Origin of the sequence: Pseudomonas sp. B8(2017), from assembly GCF_002113575.1 — a bacterium.
In the GTDB taxonomy this organism is placed as follows: Bacteria; Pseudomonadota; Gammaproteobacteria; order Pseudomonadales; family Pseudomonadaceae; genus Aquipseudomonas; species Aquipseudomonas putida_Z.
The window spans coordinates 560,292-576,313 of sequence record NZ_NEIO01000002.1; the positions used below are offsets into that span (position 1 = coordinate 560,292).

Annotated in this window: 14 protein-coding genes; 3 read left to right on the forward strand and 11 right to left on the reverse strand. The window is 66.2% G+C overall.

Translation table 11 applies throughout. The features are described 5' to 3' along the window. Nucleotides 1–114 precede the first annotated feature (114 nt). The gene (locus CAG22_RS06020; RefSeq protein WP_085704889.1) at nt 115–2,316 is read left to right on the forward strand and encodes an LTA synthase family protein; all 2,202 of its coding nucleotides are present in this window, start codon (nt 115–117) and stop codon (nt 2,314–2,316) included. Between the two features lie 93 nt (nt 2,317–2,409). Then, nucleotides 2,410–3,138: a thioredoxin family protein gene (locus CAG22_RS06025; RefSeq protein ID WP_085704891.1), complete on the forward strand. Its 729-nt coding sequence runs from the start codon at nt 2,410–2,412 to the stop codon at nt 3,136–3,138. 320 nt (nt 3,139–3,458) lie between these two features. On the opposite strand, the gene ureG is transcribed toward CAG22_RS06025, so the two are convergent. The 9 genes from ureG to xerC form a co-directional block, all read right to left on the reverse strand. Further along, nucleotides 3,459–4,082 (reverse strand): urease accessory protein UreG, encoded by a 624-nt coding sequence (ureG, locus tag CAG22_RS06030; RefSeq protein ID WP_010953755.1) that lies wholly within the window; start codon nt 4,080–4,082, stop codon nt 3,459–3,461. Between the two features lie 11 nt (nt 4,083–4,093). Continuing rightward, nucleotides 4,094–4,768 carry an urease accessory protein UreF gene (locus CAG22_RS06035; protein ID WP_075045400.1) on the reverse strand — a complete coding sequence of 225 codons (675 nt, stop codon included), beginning with the start codon at nt 4,766–4,768 and terminating at the stop codon, nt 4,094–4,096. Further along, entirely contained in the window at nt 4,768–5,313 is a 546-nt protein-coding gene (locus tag CAG22_RS06040; protein WP_025339423.1) for a HupE/UreJ family protein, read from the reverse strand. Before CAG22_RS06040 ends, CAG22_RS06035 begins: the two co-directional genes overlap by 1 nt. Nucleotides 5,314–5,330: 17 nt before the next feature. Next, nucleotides 5,331–5,828 carry an urease accessory protein UreE gene (gene ureE / locus CAG22_RS06045; protein WP_085704893.1) on the reverse strand — a complete coding sequence of 166 codons (498 nt, stop codon included), beginning with the start codon at nt 5,826–5,828 and terminating at the stop codon, nt 5,331–5,333. Nucleotides 5,829–5,838: 10 nt separating this feature from the next. Next, on the reverse strand, nt 5,839–7,542 hold the full coding sequence (gene ureC / locus CAG22_RS06050) for an urease subunit alpha (protein WP_025339425.1): 1,704 nt from the start codon (nt 7,540–7,542) through the stop codon (nt 5,839–5,841). Further along, complete coding sequence (locus CAG22_RS06055; RefSeq protein ID WP_025339426.1) at nt 7,539–7,856, reverse strand: urease subunit beta; 318 nt, start codon at nt 7,854–7,856, stop codon at nt 7,539–7,541. The genes ureC and CAG22_RS06055 overlap by 4 nt, the downstream gene beginning before the upstream one ends. A 19-nt stretch (nt 7,857–7,875) precedes the next feature. Continuing rightward, nucleotides 7,876–8,178, reverse strand: coding sequence for an urease subunit gamma (locus tag CAG22_RS06060; RefSeq protein ID WP_003256923.1), 303 nt, complete (start codon nt 8,176–8,178; stop codon nt 7,876–7,878). 9 nt (nt 8,179–8,187) lie between these two features. Next, on the reverse strand, nt 8,188–9,021 hold the full coding sequence (locus CAG22_RS06065; protein WP_085704895.1) for an urease accessory protein UreD: 834 nt from the start codon (nt 9,019–9,021) through the stop codon (nt 8,188–8,190). Nucleotides 9,022–9,399: 378 nt separating this feature from the next. Next, nucleotides 9,400–10,314, reverse strand: a complete 915-nt coding sequence (gene xerC, locus CAG22_RS06070) for a tyrosine recombinase XerC (protein ID WP_085704897.1) — start codon at nt 10,312–10,314, stop codon at nt 9,400–9,402. A gap of 214 nt (nt 10,315–10,528) precedes the next feature. Between xerC and CAG22_RS06075 the strand changes: the two genes are divergently transcribed. Continuing rightward, nucleotides 10,529–11,710 carry an NnrS family protein gene (locus tag CAG22_RS06075; protein ID WP_085704898.1) on the forward strand — a complete coding sequence of 394 codons (1,182 nt, stop codon included), beginning with the start codon at nt 10,529–10,531 and terminating at the stop codon, nt 11,708–11,710. Nucleotides 11,711–11,882: 172 nt separating this feature from the next. On the opposite strand, the gene CAG22_RS06080 is transcribed toward CAG22_RS06075, so the two are convergent. Beyond that, the gene (locus tag CAG22_RS06080) at nt 11,883–14,144 is read right to left on the reverse strand and encodes an ATP-dependent DNA helicase (protein ID WP_085704899.1); all 2,262 of its coding nucleotides are present in this window, start codon (nt 14,142–14,144) and stop codon (nt 11,883–11,885) included. After that, nucleotides 14,141–15,790 (reverse strand): VRR-NUC domain-containing protein, encoded by a 1,650-nt coding sequence (locus CAG22_RS06085; protein WP_085704901.1) that lies wholly within the window; start codon nt 15,788–15,790, stop codon nt 14,141–14,143. The genes CAG22_RS06080 and CAG22_RS06085 overlap by 4 nt, the downstream gene beginning before the upstream one ends. Nucleotides 15,791–16,022 lie beyond the last annotated feature (232 nt).

A 16,022-nucleotide genomic window follows, 5' to 3' on the forward strand; every position in this document is an offset into this window, starting at 1 on the left:
CGCGAACGGGCCCGGCTTTTGGTTACCAGCCTTGTCCCGGACCGCCTTCCCTGCCACGGCCTGTTATCATCAAGCACAGTTACATGACGATTTAATGGCAAAAGGGATGTTTTTGTGAAGAACCTGTCAGACCACCCACGTACCCGGCTTGTCGCCCTGGCGACCCTGGTACTGGTGATCCCACTGGGTACGCGCGCCATGCTGGGCTGGTCCAACCCACTCGGTTACCTGTCCGACCTCGCCCTCGGCAGCTTGCTGGTCTTGCTGCTGCACCGTCGGCCGTGGTGGCTGGCGTTCCCCGTATTGCTGGCCTGGGCGGCCCTCTGGGTGGCTTCGGCCGAACTGGTGAGCGCGGTGGGCCGGTTGCCCACCAGCGCCGACCTGACGTACCTGCTCGACCCGCAGTTCATGGAAAACTCGACCGGTGGCGGCCTGGCCCATGCCTGGCTGCCCTGGGCCATGGGCGCCGGCCTGCTGGCCTGGCTGGCCAGCGCCTGGCGCAGCCGTACCCAACCCAGCCAGCCGCTGCCACGCACGGCCTGGGCCATTCCGCTGCTACTGTTCGGCGCCCATTGGGGCAGCCAGCAACTGGTACCTTCCGACGCCGACCAATGGCGGCAATACAACCTCACCCACCAGCTGCTGTCGGCCGGGGCCGGCAACCTGCAACGCCAGGTCGAAGGCTGGATGGGCCGTACGCAAACCTTCACCCCTCTGGCCAGCACCGGCCTGACCCAGTCCGACCTGCATGGCCAGCGCCTGCTCGCCGGGCCAGGCAACGCCCGGAACCTGCTGGTCATCACCGTGGAAGGCATCCCCGGGGCCTACCTGCGGCCCAACCGCCAGGCCCTGCACAGCCGCTTCGACGAAGAGCTGATGCCCAAACTCAGCCAGTGGGCCGAGCGCGGCATGAACACCCCGGACTACGTGCTGCATACCCATCAGACCATCCGTGGCCTGTACGCAATGCTGTGCGGTGACTACGACAAGCTGGCCAACGGCACGCCCAAGGGCGTGGAACTGCTGACCCAGAACGAACGCAACCAGGCCTGCCTGCCGGCGCAGTTGCGCCAGGCCGGCTTCACCACCCACTACCTGCAGGGCGCCGGCCTGCGCTTCATGGCCAAGGACCGCATCATGCCGCACATCGGCTTTGACGCGGTGCACGGCCAGGAGTGGTTCCGCAACAGGAACTACCTGGACTTCCCCTGGGGCAAGGATGACCGCGCCTTCTTCGAGGGTGCGCTGGATTACGTCGGCCAGCTGCAAAAGCAGGACAAGCCATGGATGCTGACCCTGCTCACCGTGGGCACCCACCAGCCCTACTCGGCACCGGCCGAGTACCTGGAGCGCTACGACACGCCGAAACAGGCGGCAGTCGCCTACCTGGACGACGCACTCGGTGCATTCCTCGACAACCTCGAACGCCAGGGCGTGCTCAAGGACACCCTGGTGGTGGTGACTTCCGACGAGTCCCACGGCATCGACGGTGTGCGCCTGGCCTCGTCCTGGGGCTTCAACCTCACCCTGGCGCCGGAGCAGGCACAGTTGCCACGGATCAAGCGCGGTACCTATGGCCATATCGACCTGGCCACCTCCCTGCTCGACTACTTTGCCCTGCCCATCCCCATGGCGCTCGGCGGTCGCTCGCTGTACCGCGACTACGACAGCGGTCGCGAGATGATCTCCTACACCAACGGCATGCTGCGTTATCACGACGGCCAGGGTGTGTTCACCGAATGCGACTTCCAGCAGCGCTGCCGGCGTTACGCCAGCGAGGGCTTCATCGCCGACCAGGCACGTTACCTTGGCCCGGGCGACAGCCTGCTCGGCCAGCAGATCGGTGCCCTCGCCGGGGTGCTCGACCAGTCCCTGCTGCAGACACCGCTCAACCTGCGTTACCAGTTCGGTGGCCCATCGCCGATCCGGCTGCGCAAGCGCATCAAAGATGACTGGGCCGACAACCTGATTGGCGCCCAGTACCTGGAAATGCCCGAGGGTTCGCATACCCGTGTACGGGTCAAGGTACGTTCGCTGGACCCCAAGCGCGCAGCCTATATCCAGCTCAAGGCCAAGCAGCTGGAGCAAGACGTACCGCTGGGCTTGCCTGACGAAGTGAAAGTCACTGCCGACGAGCCGCTGGAGATGGAGTTCAGCTTCGACAACCCGATCGCGCGCAAGGCGTTTTCCTTCCATCTGCTGGGCTATGGCGGTGGCCAGGTGGAAGTCAGCGACTTCAGCGTGATCACCGCGCTGCCTGGGGAAGATGAAGCAGCGGATGAACTGACCGAAGGGCATATCGCCCATTCGGGCTGAGCAGTACCACTCATCGCCAGGCCGCCGCGGCCTGTCGATTGGACCCGCCCGTGCTCGACTAGTGTGTGAATCCCCCAATGTGGAGACAGCACCATGAGCACGAGCGAAAGCAGGCACCCGGTGGTTTCCCGCAGCCAGTGGCTGGCGGCCCGTCGGCAGCTGTGGTTGCACGAAAAAGCCTTTACCCACCACCGCGACGCGCTGTCCGCAGCCCGTCGCGCCCTGCCCTGGGTCAAGGTGGAGCACGACTACCGCTTCCAGGGGCCGGACGGCGAACTGAGCCTGGCTGATCTGTTCGCGGGCCGCAGCCAGTTGCTGGTTTACCACTTCATGTTCGCCGAAGGCTGGAGCGAAGGCTGCCACGGCTGCTCGTTCCTGGCCGACCACTTTGACGGCGCCAACCTGCACCTGGCGCATCACGATGTGTCGCTGGTGGCGGTGTCGCGGGCACCGTATGCCGAGTTCCAGGCCTTCCGCCGGCGCATGGGCTGGCAGTTCCCCTGGTATTCGTCACATGGCAGCGGGTTCAACGAGGACTTTGGCGTCAGCGTTGGCAGCGAGGGCCAGCGGCAGTACAACTATGAGCCATACGAGGGCGATGAAAGCGAGCTTCCCGGGCTGAGTGCGTTCTATCGCGAGCCGGATGGCTGCGTGTACCACACCTACTCGACCTATGCCCGCGGGCTGGACATCCTGGTCAACACCTACAACTTCCTCGACATTGCGCCACTGGGGCGCAACGAGGCCGGGACCATGGACTGGGTGCGGCACCATGACCGTTATGAAAGGCAGCCGGACAAGCCCAACTGCTGCCATAAGTGATACTCAGCCCGCACGCGGTCGTTGTAGGAGCGGCCTTGTGTCGCGAAAGGGCCGCAAAGCGGCCCCAGGATATTCAGCGTCGACGCACAAATTGCCGGGGCTGCCTTGCAGCCCTTTCGCGACACAAGGCCGCTCCTACAAAAGCCCGCGCAAGCCTGCAGTCACTCAGCCACGCCACTGGGGCGCGCTGCCGCAAATAACGTGAGGCAACACATTTCCCTTGTGGGAGCGGGCATGCCCGCGAACACCGGCAAAGCCGGTGCCAGGCACCGCGTCGCCTGTTTCGCGGGCGCGCCCGCTCCCACTGGGGCCGCGATATGTCACCCGCGCACGCCCAGCATCCCGCGCTCGACGATGAAGTCGATCACCGCCTGCAGCCCCTCGCCCTTCTTCAGGTTGCTGAAGGTCCATGGCCGCTGCGGGCGCATGCGCTGGGTATCGCGCTCCATCACTTCCAGCGAAGCCCCCACATAGGGCGCCAGGTCGGTCTTGTTGATCACCAGGAAATCCGACTTGGTAATCCCCGGCCCACCCTTGCGCGGGATCTTCTCGCCTTCGGCCACATCGATCACGTAGATGGTCAGGTCGGCCAGCTCCGGGCTGAAAGTGGCACTCAGGTTGTCACCGCCGCTTTCGACGAAGATCACCTCGAGGTTGCCAAACTTGCGCGCCAACGCTTCGACCGCCGCCAGGTTCATCGAGGCGTCCTCACGTATCGCCGTGTGCGGGCAGCCGCCGGTTTCCACACCGACGATGCGCTCCGGCTCAAGGGCTCCGGCTTCGGTGAGGATACGCTGGTCCTCCTTGGTGTAGATGTCGTTGGTGACCACTGCGATCTGGTAGTGATCGCGCATGGCCTTGCACAAGGCTTCGAGCAGCGCCGTCTTGCCGGAGCCGACCGGGCCGCCGACACCGACGCGCAGGGGTTGTTGATAGCTTTGCATGCAGGCAGTCCTCAGGAACGGAACAATCGGGTGTATTGGGTTTCGTGTCGCGATGAGGCAATGGCCAGCAACGGCAGGCCGCCGCCAAGCTGGTCATCACCCAGGCCCAGTGCCTGGTCGAGGGCCGCGGGCAGCCCTGCCCCCAGGTCGCGCAGCAAGGTCTGGGCAGCCTGCTGGCCGAACGGCACCAGCTTGACCCCGGCCATTACCGCGCCCTCCAGCCAGGCGAAGCCATGGCCCAGGGCCAACTGGCGCAGTGGGATCGCCCAGTGCGCAGCCAGCCAGGCCATACCGCCCAGCTGGGTGAGTTCGAGGCTGGCCCGCCAGGCCGGTGCCTGGCCCAGTTGCCAGCCGTCCAGCAGCCGTGCCAACGCCGCACCGCGCTGCTGTTCTTCCAGGCGCAGCTCGGCGGTTTCGCGGTTGGCCAGCAGAAAGCGGCTCCAGTGGCCGAAGGCCTCGGCGTCCTCGGCCTGGCAGGCGTGGTACAGGCGCGCCAGCACCGGCCAGTCGAGGCAAGCCAGGGTGTCGTCGATCTGCTCGCGCTGCCAGGCAGCGAAACCATCCACGCCCCGTACCCAGCCCGCCTCGACCGCCCACTCCAGGCCTTGCGAGTAGGTGAAGCCACCCACCGGCAAGCCAGGGCTGGCCAGCTGCAGCAGGCGCAACAACGCCAGGTCGCTGTCCATCAACCGGCCAGTACCAGCGCGGCGCCGGCCAGCAGGCCACCGCCAAAGGCCTTCTGCAGGCCGCTATGCCTGCGCAACAGGCAACCGACCGCAAAGCCGGCCGCCAGCAACAGGCCGCTGACCGTGACGAAGCCGGCGCTGAACTGCCAGAACGCGCTTGGCGTGGCTTCCACGCCATGGGCCCAGCCATGGAACAGGGCGAACACCGGCATGGCCATGGCCAGCAGCAGCTGGCGGCTGGGCAGCAGCACGGCACCGGCAGCCACCAGCAGCGACACGGCAATCAGGGTTTCCATGCCCAGCACATCGCCGAACAGGTGGCCGCACACCGCGCCGCCGAACATCGCCGCCAGGGTTGCCAGGGGTAGCGTCAGGCTGCGCCGGGTCAACGCGGCGAGTACACCAGTGCCCAGCAGCATCAGCAAGTGGTCAAGGCCGGTCAGCGGGTGCAGCAGGCCGTCCTGCAGCGGGTTGGCGTCGTGCCCGGGGTGGGCGAAGGCAGGCAGAGCCAGCATCAGCAGAAACAGGGCGAAAGTCTTTTTCATCGGTTGCTCCAGGCAGTTCAGGAATGGGCAGGCAGGCGCACGAACGGGTGATCGTGGCCATGGCTGTGGCTGTGGCTGTGCGGCGCGCTCTGGTAGGCGCCCGCTTCAGGCTCGAACGGCGCCTGTTCGGCCTCTACCGTCAGGCCAAGGCCACGCAACATGTCGTCCAGCACGTGGTCGTGCTGGAAGCGCAACAGGCCGGGTTCGATCTGCAGAGGTACATGGCGGTTGCCCAGGTGATAGGCCGCGCGGGCCAGCAGGTGCGGGTCGGCGCAGCGCACCGTGGACACCGCTTCGGGCGCCGCCAGCACGCGGATCAGCTGGGTGCCCTCGGCATCGGCCAGCAGTTCGCCCCCGCGCAGCAGGTGGCCGCGCTCGAGCATCAGCCCGGCCTCGCGACCATCATCCAGGGTTACCCGCAGGCGGCTCTTGATGCGGCTGTCCACGTCCAGGGTAACGGTGCCGGTTTCGCCCAGCTGGCCGGGGTCGGTGATACGGCGGGTCAAGACAATCATCGGTGCTCCTTCAGAACAGGAAGTAACGCTGGGCCAGCGGCAGTTCGCGGGCCGGCTCGCAGACCAGCAATTCGCCGTCGGCACGCACCTGGTAGGTCTGCGCATCGACCTCGATCAGCGGCTGCAAGGTGTTGTGGACCATGTCGGGCTTGCGCACCCGGCGGCAGCCGTGGGCCACGCCGATCAGGCTGCGCAGGTTCAGCTCCTCCGCCAGGCCACGGTCCATCGCCGCCTGGGGCAGGAAGGTCATGCGCGTGGCATGCCGTGCCGCGCCCAAGGCGCCGAACATCGGGCGGTAATGCACCGGTTGCGGCGTGGGGATGGAACCGTTGATGTCGCCCATGGGCGCGGTGACGATCATTCCGCCCTTGATCACCAGGGCCGGCTTGACTGCAAAGAACGCCGGCGCCCACAGCACCAGGTCGGCCAGCTTGCCGACTTCCACCGAGCCCACTTCGTGGCCGATGCCGTGGGTCAGTGCGGGGTTGATGGTGTACTTGGCGATGTAGCGCTTGACCCGGAAGTTGTCACTGTAGCTGGTGTCCGGCGCCAGTGGCCCACGGCGCAGCTTCATCTGGTGGGCCACCTGCCAGGTGCGCAGCACCACCTCGCCAACCCGGCCCATGGCCTGGGAGTCGGACGAGGTCATGGCAAAGGCACCCATGTCGTGGAGGATGTCCTCGGCGGCAATGGTTTCGCGGCGGATGCGCGACTCGGCAAAGGCCACGTCTTCGGCGATGCTCGGGTCCAGGTGGTGGCAGACCATGAGCATGTCCAGGTGCTCGTCCACGGTGTTGACCGTGTACGGCAGGGTCGGGTTGGTCGAGGACGGCAACACGTTGGCCTGCCCCGCAGCGCGGATGATGTCCGGGGCGTGGCCGCCACCAGCACCCTCGGTGTGGAAGGTGTGAATGGTACGGTCGCCGATGGCCGCCAGGGTGTCTTCGATGCAGCCGGACTCATTGAGGGTGTCGGTGTGGATCGCCACCTGGATGTCCATTTCCTCGGCCACGCCCAGGCAGCAGTCGATGGCTGCTGGTGTCGAACCCCAGTCTTCGTGCAGCTTGAGGCCCACGGCGCCGGCCGCGATCTGCTCGCGCAGTGCTTCCGGCCGCGAGGCGTTGCCTTTGCCCAGCAAGCCGATGTTGATCGGCAGGCTGTCGGCGGCCTGGAGCATGCGCGCCAGGTACCAGGGGCCGGGCGTGCAGGTGGTGGCGTTGGTGCCGGTGGCCGGCCCGGTGCCGCCGCCGATGAAGGTGGTGACACCGCTGTTCAGCGCCTCGTCCACCTGCTGCGGGCAGATGAAGTGGATGTGCGAGTCGACGCCACCGGCGGTGACGATCTTGCCCTCGGCCGCGATCACCTCGGTGCCGGGGCCCACGGGCACGTTCACGCCCGGCTGCACATCAGGGTTGCCAGCCTTGCCGATCACCGCGATACGCCCGTGCTTGATGCCGATATCGGCCTTGACGATACCCCAGTGGTCGATGATCAGGGCATTGGTCAGTACCAGGTCCATGGCTTCGGCGGCCAGCATCTGGCCCTGCCCCATGCCATCGCGGATGACCTTGCCGCCACCGAACTTCACCTCTTCGCCATAGATGGTGAAGTCGCGCTCCACCTCGACCCACAGCGCGGTGTCGGCCAGGCGTACGCGGTCACCCACGGTGGGGCCGAACATGTCGGCATAGGCCTGGCGGGAAATGCGGCTCATGCCCTGCCCTCCAGCGCGCCCATCACCTTGCCCTGGAAGCCATGGACCTCGCGCTTTCCAGCGTAGGCCACCAGTTGCACGGTACGCGCCTGGCCGGGTTCGAAACGCACGGCGGTACCGGCGGGTATATCCAGGCGAAAGCCCAGGGTCGGTGCGCGCTCGAACACCAGCGCCTCGTTGACTTCGTAGAAGTGGTAGTGCGAGCCGACCTGCACCGGCCGGTCGCCATGGTTGGCCACGCTGACGCTGACCGTCGCACGGCCGCTGTTCAGCTCGATGTCGCCGGCGGCGACCTGGATTTCACCTGGGATCATGCGGGGCTCCTGGGCAGTTTCAGACGATGGGGTCATGCACGGTCACCAGCTTGGTGCCATCCGGGAAGGTCGCTTCGACCTGCACGTCGTGGAGCATTTCGGCAATGCCAGGCATCACCTGCTCGCGGCTCAATACTTCGCGCCCCAGGCTCATCAGCTCGGCGACGGTGCGGCCATCACGGGCGCCTTCGAGCACGGCGGCACTGATCAGCGCCACTGCTTCCGGGTAGTTGAGCTTCAGGCCACGGGCCAGGCGCCGCTCCGCCAGCAACGCGGCGGTGAACAGCAGCAGTTTGTCTTTCTCTCTCGGGGTCAGCTCCATGGCGCTCTCTCAGGTGGCCCAGATACGCGGCGGGCAGGCCGGCAGGCCGAGGACGGCCGGGCGCAGCACATGCCACAGGCGTTGCAGGGTGCGTTGCAGGTGTTGGTTGTCATGGTCAAGCACGCGTATCACCAGCAATGACCCAAGCAGGGTCGCGCCGGCCGGGTTGGCCATCTCGTCGAGTAGCGGGCGCACCAGATCCAGCACGGCCTGGTCGGCGGGTGCGGCGCAGAAGGTGGCCAGCAACGGATGCCCGCCAAGCTTGTCCAGGCGCCCGCCTTCGACGCGCAGGCGCTCGTGCAGGCCCACTTCGTCAGGCAGTTCGATGTGCAGGCGGCTGTCGAGGGCACCCTGCTCGAAACGCTCGTTCATCACCGGGCGCCCCAGGCACAGGGTTTCCCAGGCCAGCAGGCGCGCCCCCGGCTCGAGGGTGAAACGGCTGGCGAGGCTGGCGCGGGCGCCGGAGAAGAAGATGCTGTCCTGCGGCAGCCACTCCAGGGTGCTGCCGGCGGCCAGGTGAAAGCGCTGGGCCAGCCGCGCGGTCGGGCCGATGCTGCGGTAGAACTTGCTGGCGCCGGGCATGGTCAGCAGCGCGTGGCTGCCCGGCTCCAGCTTGATATCCAGCTCCAGGCGGTCGCCGGCGACGATCCCACCGGGTGGGTGCAGCACGTAGACATGGCACGGTGCACCTTCCGGATAGAACGGCCGCTGCACCAAAAGAGGTCCGAAATGCCGCCACGCACCAAGGCGGGTCACCTCGTCACGCCTGACGAAACGCAACTGCAGGTGAGCGCTCCAGCCGGCATCGTCGTGTTGTTGTTCGATCTGCTCCGCGAGCGACATCCTGCGGCCCCTGAAATCCGTGGCCTGCTGGCCGTTTAGAGGGGCAGGCACGCACGGCTACGGCGCGCGCGGCCTGACCACTCGATCAAATTCGCAGGCTGGATATAGCAGGTTGCGGGCCAACTCCGCAGGTGAACGAAGATGAAACTTTTGCCCAAGCCGCTCTGGCATCGGGCATACAGGGGGATGGCGCACAAAGTGGGGGCGCACTCAGGCCCTGTTTAGGTGCTGGACTGAGAGAATGCTGGGGCCGCTACGCGGCCCATCGCCGGCAAGCCAGCTCCCACAGGGATCGCGCATGGCTTGAGGTCAGCGCGGTCGGCGTGGGAGCTGGCTTGCCGGCGATGGGCTGCACAGCAGCCCCAAGTGTGACGAAACTCAGTAATCGAAGCGGTCCACCGCACGCCGGCGTTCGTTGTCATCACGCCGGTCATAGATGGCGGTGGTCTGGATATTGGCGTGATGCGCCAGCTTCTGCGCAATGGACAGGTCGTGCTCTTCGATCACCCGGGTGATGAACGCCCGGCGGAAGTCGTGCGGCATGATCTTCACGCCCACCTGCACCCCACGCTGGCGGGCGATGTAGTAAATGGCATGCTTGGTGATGCGCGCCCGGGTGATATGGCTGCCACGGCGGATGCGGTTGAACAGGAACGGGTCGTCTTCGGCCCCAGCCGGCAAGTCCTGGCGGCGCAGGTCCAGCCACGCCTGCAACTTCTCGAACGCCCATGGCGGGGCGTACTTGATCAGCTGGCGGTTGCCCTTGCCCAGCACCTGCAGGCTGCGCGCCTCGAAGTCGACCTGGTCCAGGTCGATGTCCACCGACTCCGACTTGCGCATGCCGGTGCCGTACAGCAAGGCGATGATCGCCGCGTCGCGCACACCCTGCGGCCGTGGGTCGGCCGCGCACACATCCATCAGCTCGCGAATCAGGCTGCGGCGCAGGTTGCGCCCCGGCGGCAGGCGGCTGCCGGTAGCTGGTTTGACCTCGCGGATGCGCAACAACTGCTCGTGATCGATCAGGCCCTGGCGCCAGGCTTCGTTCATCACACCGCGGATGGCGTTGACGTACAGCGACGAGCTGTTGGGTGCGTAACCGTCGGCACGTAGCGCCGCCACCAGGGCGATCACATGGCCGGGCTCGAGCCGATGCCAGGGCACATCGACGATATTGCAGTCCACAAAACCCAGCCGGTCGGCAGCGTCCTGAAGGATGTAGCGCATGGTTTGCTGGCTGGATGGGGCCAGGCGGGCCATGTACTGCAGCAGTGGATTTTTCGAGAGGTCGGACAAAACGTGAATCCTGTAGCGAAGCGTTGGCCAGCGGCGAACCGGCCAGACCCTGAAGCAAGTCAATACGACATACAAGCAGGTCCAAATAACAGCAGAAAACGCATGTCATTCGGACCCGGAGAGGTGCCATCACCTTGATATAAAAGGGGTTCGGAGCTGGCACGGATCGTGATCTTACCCCAATTGAGCCTACTGAACGAACGAAGGTCCGCCCATGCTTGTGCAGCCGATCGCTTCACGCCCACGCCAGGCCGTCTGGGGCCTGGGTTTCCGCCCATTCTTCCTGGGTGGCAGTTTGTTTGCGCTGCTCGCCTTGCTGTTATGGGCCGGTGTACTGGCCGGAGTGCTGGAGCCAACGCCCCCCGGCGGCATGCTTGCCTGGCACCGCCACGAGATGCTCTATGGCTTTGCTGCCGCCATCATCGCCGGTTTCCTGCTGACCGCCGTGCAGAACTGGAGCGGCACCCCAGGCTTGAGCGGGCGTGCGCTGCAGGGTTTGTTCCTGCTTTGGCTGCTGGGCCGGGCGAGCTGGTTCCTGCCATTACCGGGCAGCTTGCTGGTTGTGATCGAGGGCAGCTTTCTGCCACTGGTGGCACTGGCCCTGGCACGGCCGATCGTGCAACGGCGCTTGCGTAACAACTACCCGATCGTCGGCCTGGTGCTGTTGATCGCCGCCTGCCAGTGGCTGACCCTGGTCGGCTGGCTGCGCCAGGACGAACTGTGGCAGCGCCGCGGGGTGTTTGCTGGGTTGTGGCTGGTGGCCGCGATGATGACCGTGCTTGGCGGGCGGGTGATCCCGTTCTTCACCCGGCGCGGCCTGGGCAACATGGCCCCGGCCCCTGCCCGCCCCTGGCTGGACCGGGCCTGCCTGCTGCTGAGCGTGGCGGTACCGCTGGCCTTTGCCTCGGGCTTGGCCGATACGCCACGTATCGGCCTGGCCGTGCTGTTCGGCGCCTTGTTCGCCCTGCATACGGCCCGCCTGGCCTTGTGGCATGACCGCGGCTTGTGGCGGGTGCCCCTGCTGTGGTCGCTGCACCTGGCCTATGCCTGGATTGCCATAGCCTGCCTGGGCATGGCGCTGTGGCATGCCGGAGTGGCGCTGAGCCCGAGCCTGGTGACCCACCCCCTGACCGTGGGCGCCATGAGCGGCTTGATCCTGGCGATGATGGCACGGGTCAGCCTGGGCCACACCGGCAGGCCGCTGCAGGTGCCGACCAGCATTGCCTGGGCCTTTGCCTTGATACAACTGGCGACGCTGGCGCGGGTGGTGCTGCCGCTGTTCACGCCGCTGGGGGTGAGCCTTTCGGTAGTGTGCTGGAGCCTGGCGCTGCTGCTGTTCCTGCGTCACTACCTGCCCATCCTGCTGCGGCCACGGGCTGACGGTATGCCGGGCTAGCCTTGATGCCCAGATTGGGGCCGCTTTGCGGCCCATCGCCGGCAAGCCAGCTCCCACCTCGACTGCATCGACCTCAAGCATTGTGCAGTACCTGTGGGAGCCGGCTTGCCGGCGATGGGCTGCGAAGCAGCCCCAAGGTTTCAGCGCAGACGCACAAATTGCCGGGGCCGCGTTAACCTCCCGGCGCTGGCCACCACCCCGGGAACATCTGCTGCACCCGGGGTTCGGCGAAGCGCTCGTCGATCAAGACCAGAACGCCACGGTCCTGGTCGCCCCGGATGACCCGGCCTGCCGCCTGGATGACCTTGCGCACGCCCGGGTAGAGATAGGCGTAATCGAACCCCGCACCAAACTGCCGCCCCAGACGCTGCTTGAACTGCTCGTTGACCGGGTTGACCTGCGGTAGCCCGAGGGTGGCGACAAACGCGCCGATCAGCCGTGTGCCCGGCAAGTCCACCCCCTCCCCGAATGCACCACCCAGCACCGCAAAACCCACCCCGCGGCCATCCGCAACAAAACGGTCGAGAAAGCCCTGGCGGGCCGCTTCGTCCATGCCCGGTTCCTGGGCCCACATGGGTATCTGTGCATGCCGCTCGGCCAGCAGCCCGGCCACCTGTTGCAGGTACTCGAAACTGCTGAAGAACGCCAGGTAGTTGCCCGGCATGCGCTCATACTGCCGGGCAATCAGCTCGACGATCGGCGCCAGCGAAGCCTGGCGTTGCTGGTAACGGGTGGATACCTGGCTGGCGATGCGCACTTCCAGCTGTTCGGCGCGAAACGGCGCGGCCACTTCCAGCCAGGCGGTATCGGCCGGCATGCCCAGCAGGTCGCTGTAGAAGTGCCGTGGGCTCAGGGTGGCGGAAAACAGCGTCACGCTGCGCGCCGCCTGCATGCGTGGGCCCAACAGGCGCGCCGGGGTGACATTGCGCAGGCACAGGGTGGCCAGCCGCCGCTTGCGCGGGCCCTGGCGCTGGCTGATGTCGAACAGGAAGTGCTCGTCGAACAGCTCGGCAACCCGGCTGAACTGCAACGCCTGGTAGAAGAACTGCAGCACCTGCGGGTCCATTTGCGCAGGCGTCTGGTTCATTTGTTCCTGGATCAGCCCGATGCATTGCTGCAGGGCACGCAGCAAGGCCTCTGGCAGCGACTCGCTGGCCTGGTACGGGGCACGCTGCTCCTTGTAGAGGGCGTTCCACTGCCGGTTCAACCGGTCCAGCGCACTGACCAGCCCGGGCGGTTTGCTCTGGCGCAGGGCCTGCAACTGGCCCTGGTCGAGGCTGGCGCTGTACATGCCGCGCCCGCGCTCGACCAGGTTGTGCGCCTCGTCCACCAGCACCGCGACCCGCCACTGGTTGGCCTGGGTCAGGCCGAACAACAAGGCATGGGCATCGAAGTAGTAGTTGTAGTCCGCCACCAGCACGTCTACCCAGCGCGCCATCTCCTGGCCCAGGTAATACGGGCATACCTGATGCGCCAGGGCCACTTCGCGCAGCTGAGCGCGGTCGAGCAAGGGCAACGCTGCCGCTGCCTGCCGCGCGGCCGGCAGGCGGTCGTAGAAGCCTGCGGCCAAGGGGCAGGATTCGCCATGGCAGGTCTTGTCGGGGTGCTCGCAGGCTTTGTCGCGGGCGATCAGCTCCAGCGTGCGCAAGGCCGGCTGCGGCGTGGCATCGGTGATCTGGCGCATGGCATCCAGGGCCAGGGCCCGGCCCGGGGTCTTGGCGGTGAGAAAGAACAGCTTGTCCAGCTGCTGCGGCACCATGGCCTTGAGCAGAGGGAACAAGGTACCGAGGGTCTTGCCAATTCCGGTGCTGGCCTGGGCCATCAGGCAACGGCCGGTACTCACGGCCTTGTACAGGGTTTCCGCCAGTTGTCGCTGGCCCTGGCGGAACGCCGGATAGGGGAAGCCCAGTGCTTGCAGGCCCCGGTTACGCTCGGCCAGGCGCTGCTCCTGCCCTTGTGCCCAAGCCAGAAAGCGTTGGCACTGGGTTTCGAAGAAGGCCTGCAGTTCGTCAGCCGTGCAGTGTTCACTGATCAGCGTCTGGCCATCGCTATCCACGTCCAGGTAAACCAGCGCTACCTCGATGGTCGGCAGTTGCCGTGCCTGGCACATCAACCAGCCGTAGACCTTGGCCTGCGCCCAGTGCAACTGACGATGGTTGGCCGGTTGGCGCGACAGGTCGCCACGGTGGGTCTTGATCTCTTCCAGGCGGTTGCAGACGGGGTCGTAACCGTCGGCGCGGCCACGCACTTTCAGGGTATCGAACTGGCCTTCGAGGGCAATTTCCGACTCGTAGCCCGCAGCGCGTCGCGCCACCACCCGCCGATGCCCCTCGATCCCCTCCTGGGCGGTGGGTGATGGCGTGAAGCGCAGATCCAGGTCGCCGACCTTGGCGCTGAATTCACACAAGGCGCGTACCGCCACGCTGTAGCTCACGGTGTTTCGCTCCAGCGCACGTGGCACACCGCGACAGGCAGGCCGTGGGCCCGGCAGAACTCCAGCCAGCGCAGCTGGTTGTCCTGCAGGCGGTCGCCAGGGCCCTTGACCTCGACCATGCGGTAGCGACCTTGTTCGGGCCAGAACTGGATCAGGTCGGGCATGCCGGCGCGATTGTTGCGGATGTCCTGCAGCAGGCGCAGGAAGCACTGTTTCAAATGGGCCGCCGGCAGGCAGGCCAAGGCTTGCTCAAGCAATGCTTCACTGAGCACGGACCAGAACACGAACGGCGACTGCAGCCCTTGCTTGGCGGCGTAACAGTCGAGAATCGCCCGGTGATGGCTGCCATCGTCCAGCCGCCCCAGGCAACGTTCGAACAAGGCACTGCGGCGTTGCTGGAAGTCGCTGTCGTGCAGGTCCTGCGGGGCGGCCTGGAACGGGTTGAAGAACGCGCCAGGCACCGGGGCGAAGATCGCCTCCCAGCACAGCAGGCCGAACAGGCTGTTGAACAGTGTGTTCTCCACGTAATGCACCGGCCCACCGGCTTCGGCCAGGTGCTGGCGTACCGCCTCCTCGACACCCAGCGCTGCCTGTTCCCGGGGCAGCTCCAGCTCGATCAGCTCCAGCGGCGCGACACGCTGGCGCCGCTGTGGCGGGCCACCGAGCTTGCGTGCCAGGCGTGGCAACATGCGTTCCAGCGCCTGCACTTCGAGGGCGTTGGCCGGCGCCGCCGCCAGTTGCAGCGCCAGTGCATGGGCCTGGGGCCACTGTTCGCTGCGCTCCAGCACCCGCACCTGGCGGATGCGCGCCTGGGCATGGCTGCACTGCGTGTACACAGCCATGGCCTGCGCCCAGTCGCCCAGGCGCTCGCATTGCTGGCCCAGAGCGAATTGCAGGCGCGCATGGCGCCGGGCCAGCCATGGGTTGTCGCTGTGCAGGCCCTGCATGGCTGCCAGGATCGACTGTGGGTCGTCGCCCTGCTCCAGGCGCTCGGCGCACTTGTGCAAGGCCATGGCCAGGTCGACTTCGGCGCGTTGCTGCAGGGCACGCGAATCGGTGCTGAACGGCACCTGTTCGTAGCGCAACAAGCCGAGGTCGGCGAGGACGAAGTCCGACCAGTCCTGGTACAGGTTGCCGAAGAACAGCAGGCGCATGCGGTCGCACAAGGGTTGCAGGCACCACTGGAGGATGCGCACGCCGCTGTCCGGAAACCACTCGGCCAATGAACGGGCTTGCAGGCCCAGGGGTTGCAGTTGTGCAAGCAGGTCATGCTTGGCAGCGCGAGGGCGGCTCAGCTGCGGGGCAAAACAACGGGCAAGTTCGTCCTTGCGCAGCAGGGCGAACAGTTGCTCCAGTTCCAGTTGCGCGGGCTCCCGTACCCAGCCGAGGGCCAGCAACGGCTGCAGGGCCTGCCCGGTATCGCCGATTTCGGCATAGTCGAGGCGATCGCTGCGAAACAGCTCGCCCTTGCGCATGACCATGCGCACCATCAGGGCCTGTGCCGGGGCGTCCAGTTGGCCGAAGGTGCGGATGAAAGCGAGTTCCTGATCGTCGAGCAGGTCTTCGTAGCGCTGTTCGACCCACAGCAGCACCTGGCGGAAATTGTGCAGGTAGTAGAACGGGTCGTCGACGGAATGGGCGATCACTGGCTGGGGTCAGGCGGCTGGAATGGATACTGGTTATACATACAGACCAGTATGCCTGGCAAGTGCCGTGGGTCGCTCAACGATCGGCTGTCGGCTTGGGGGCTGCTTTGCAGCCCAATCGCGACGCAAGGCCGCTTGTATGGTGATACTCGAAGGGGTGGTGGGACGAAAAAGCCGAATCTGACTGTTCACAGCAGTACAGACCGTGGGAGAACTCGCCCCACCCCTTCAC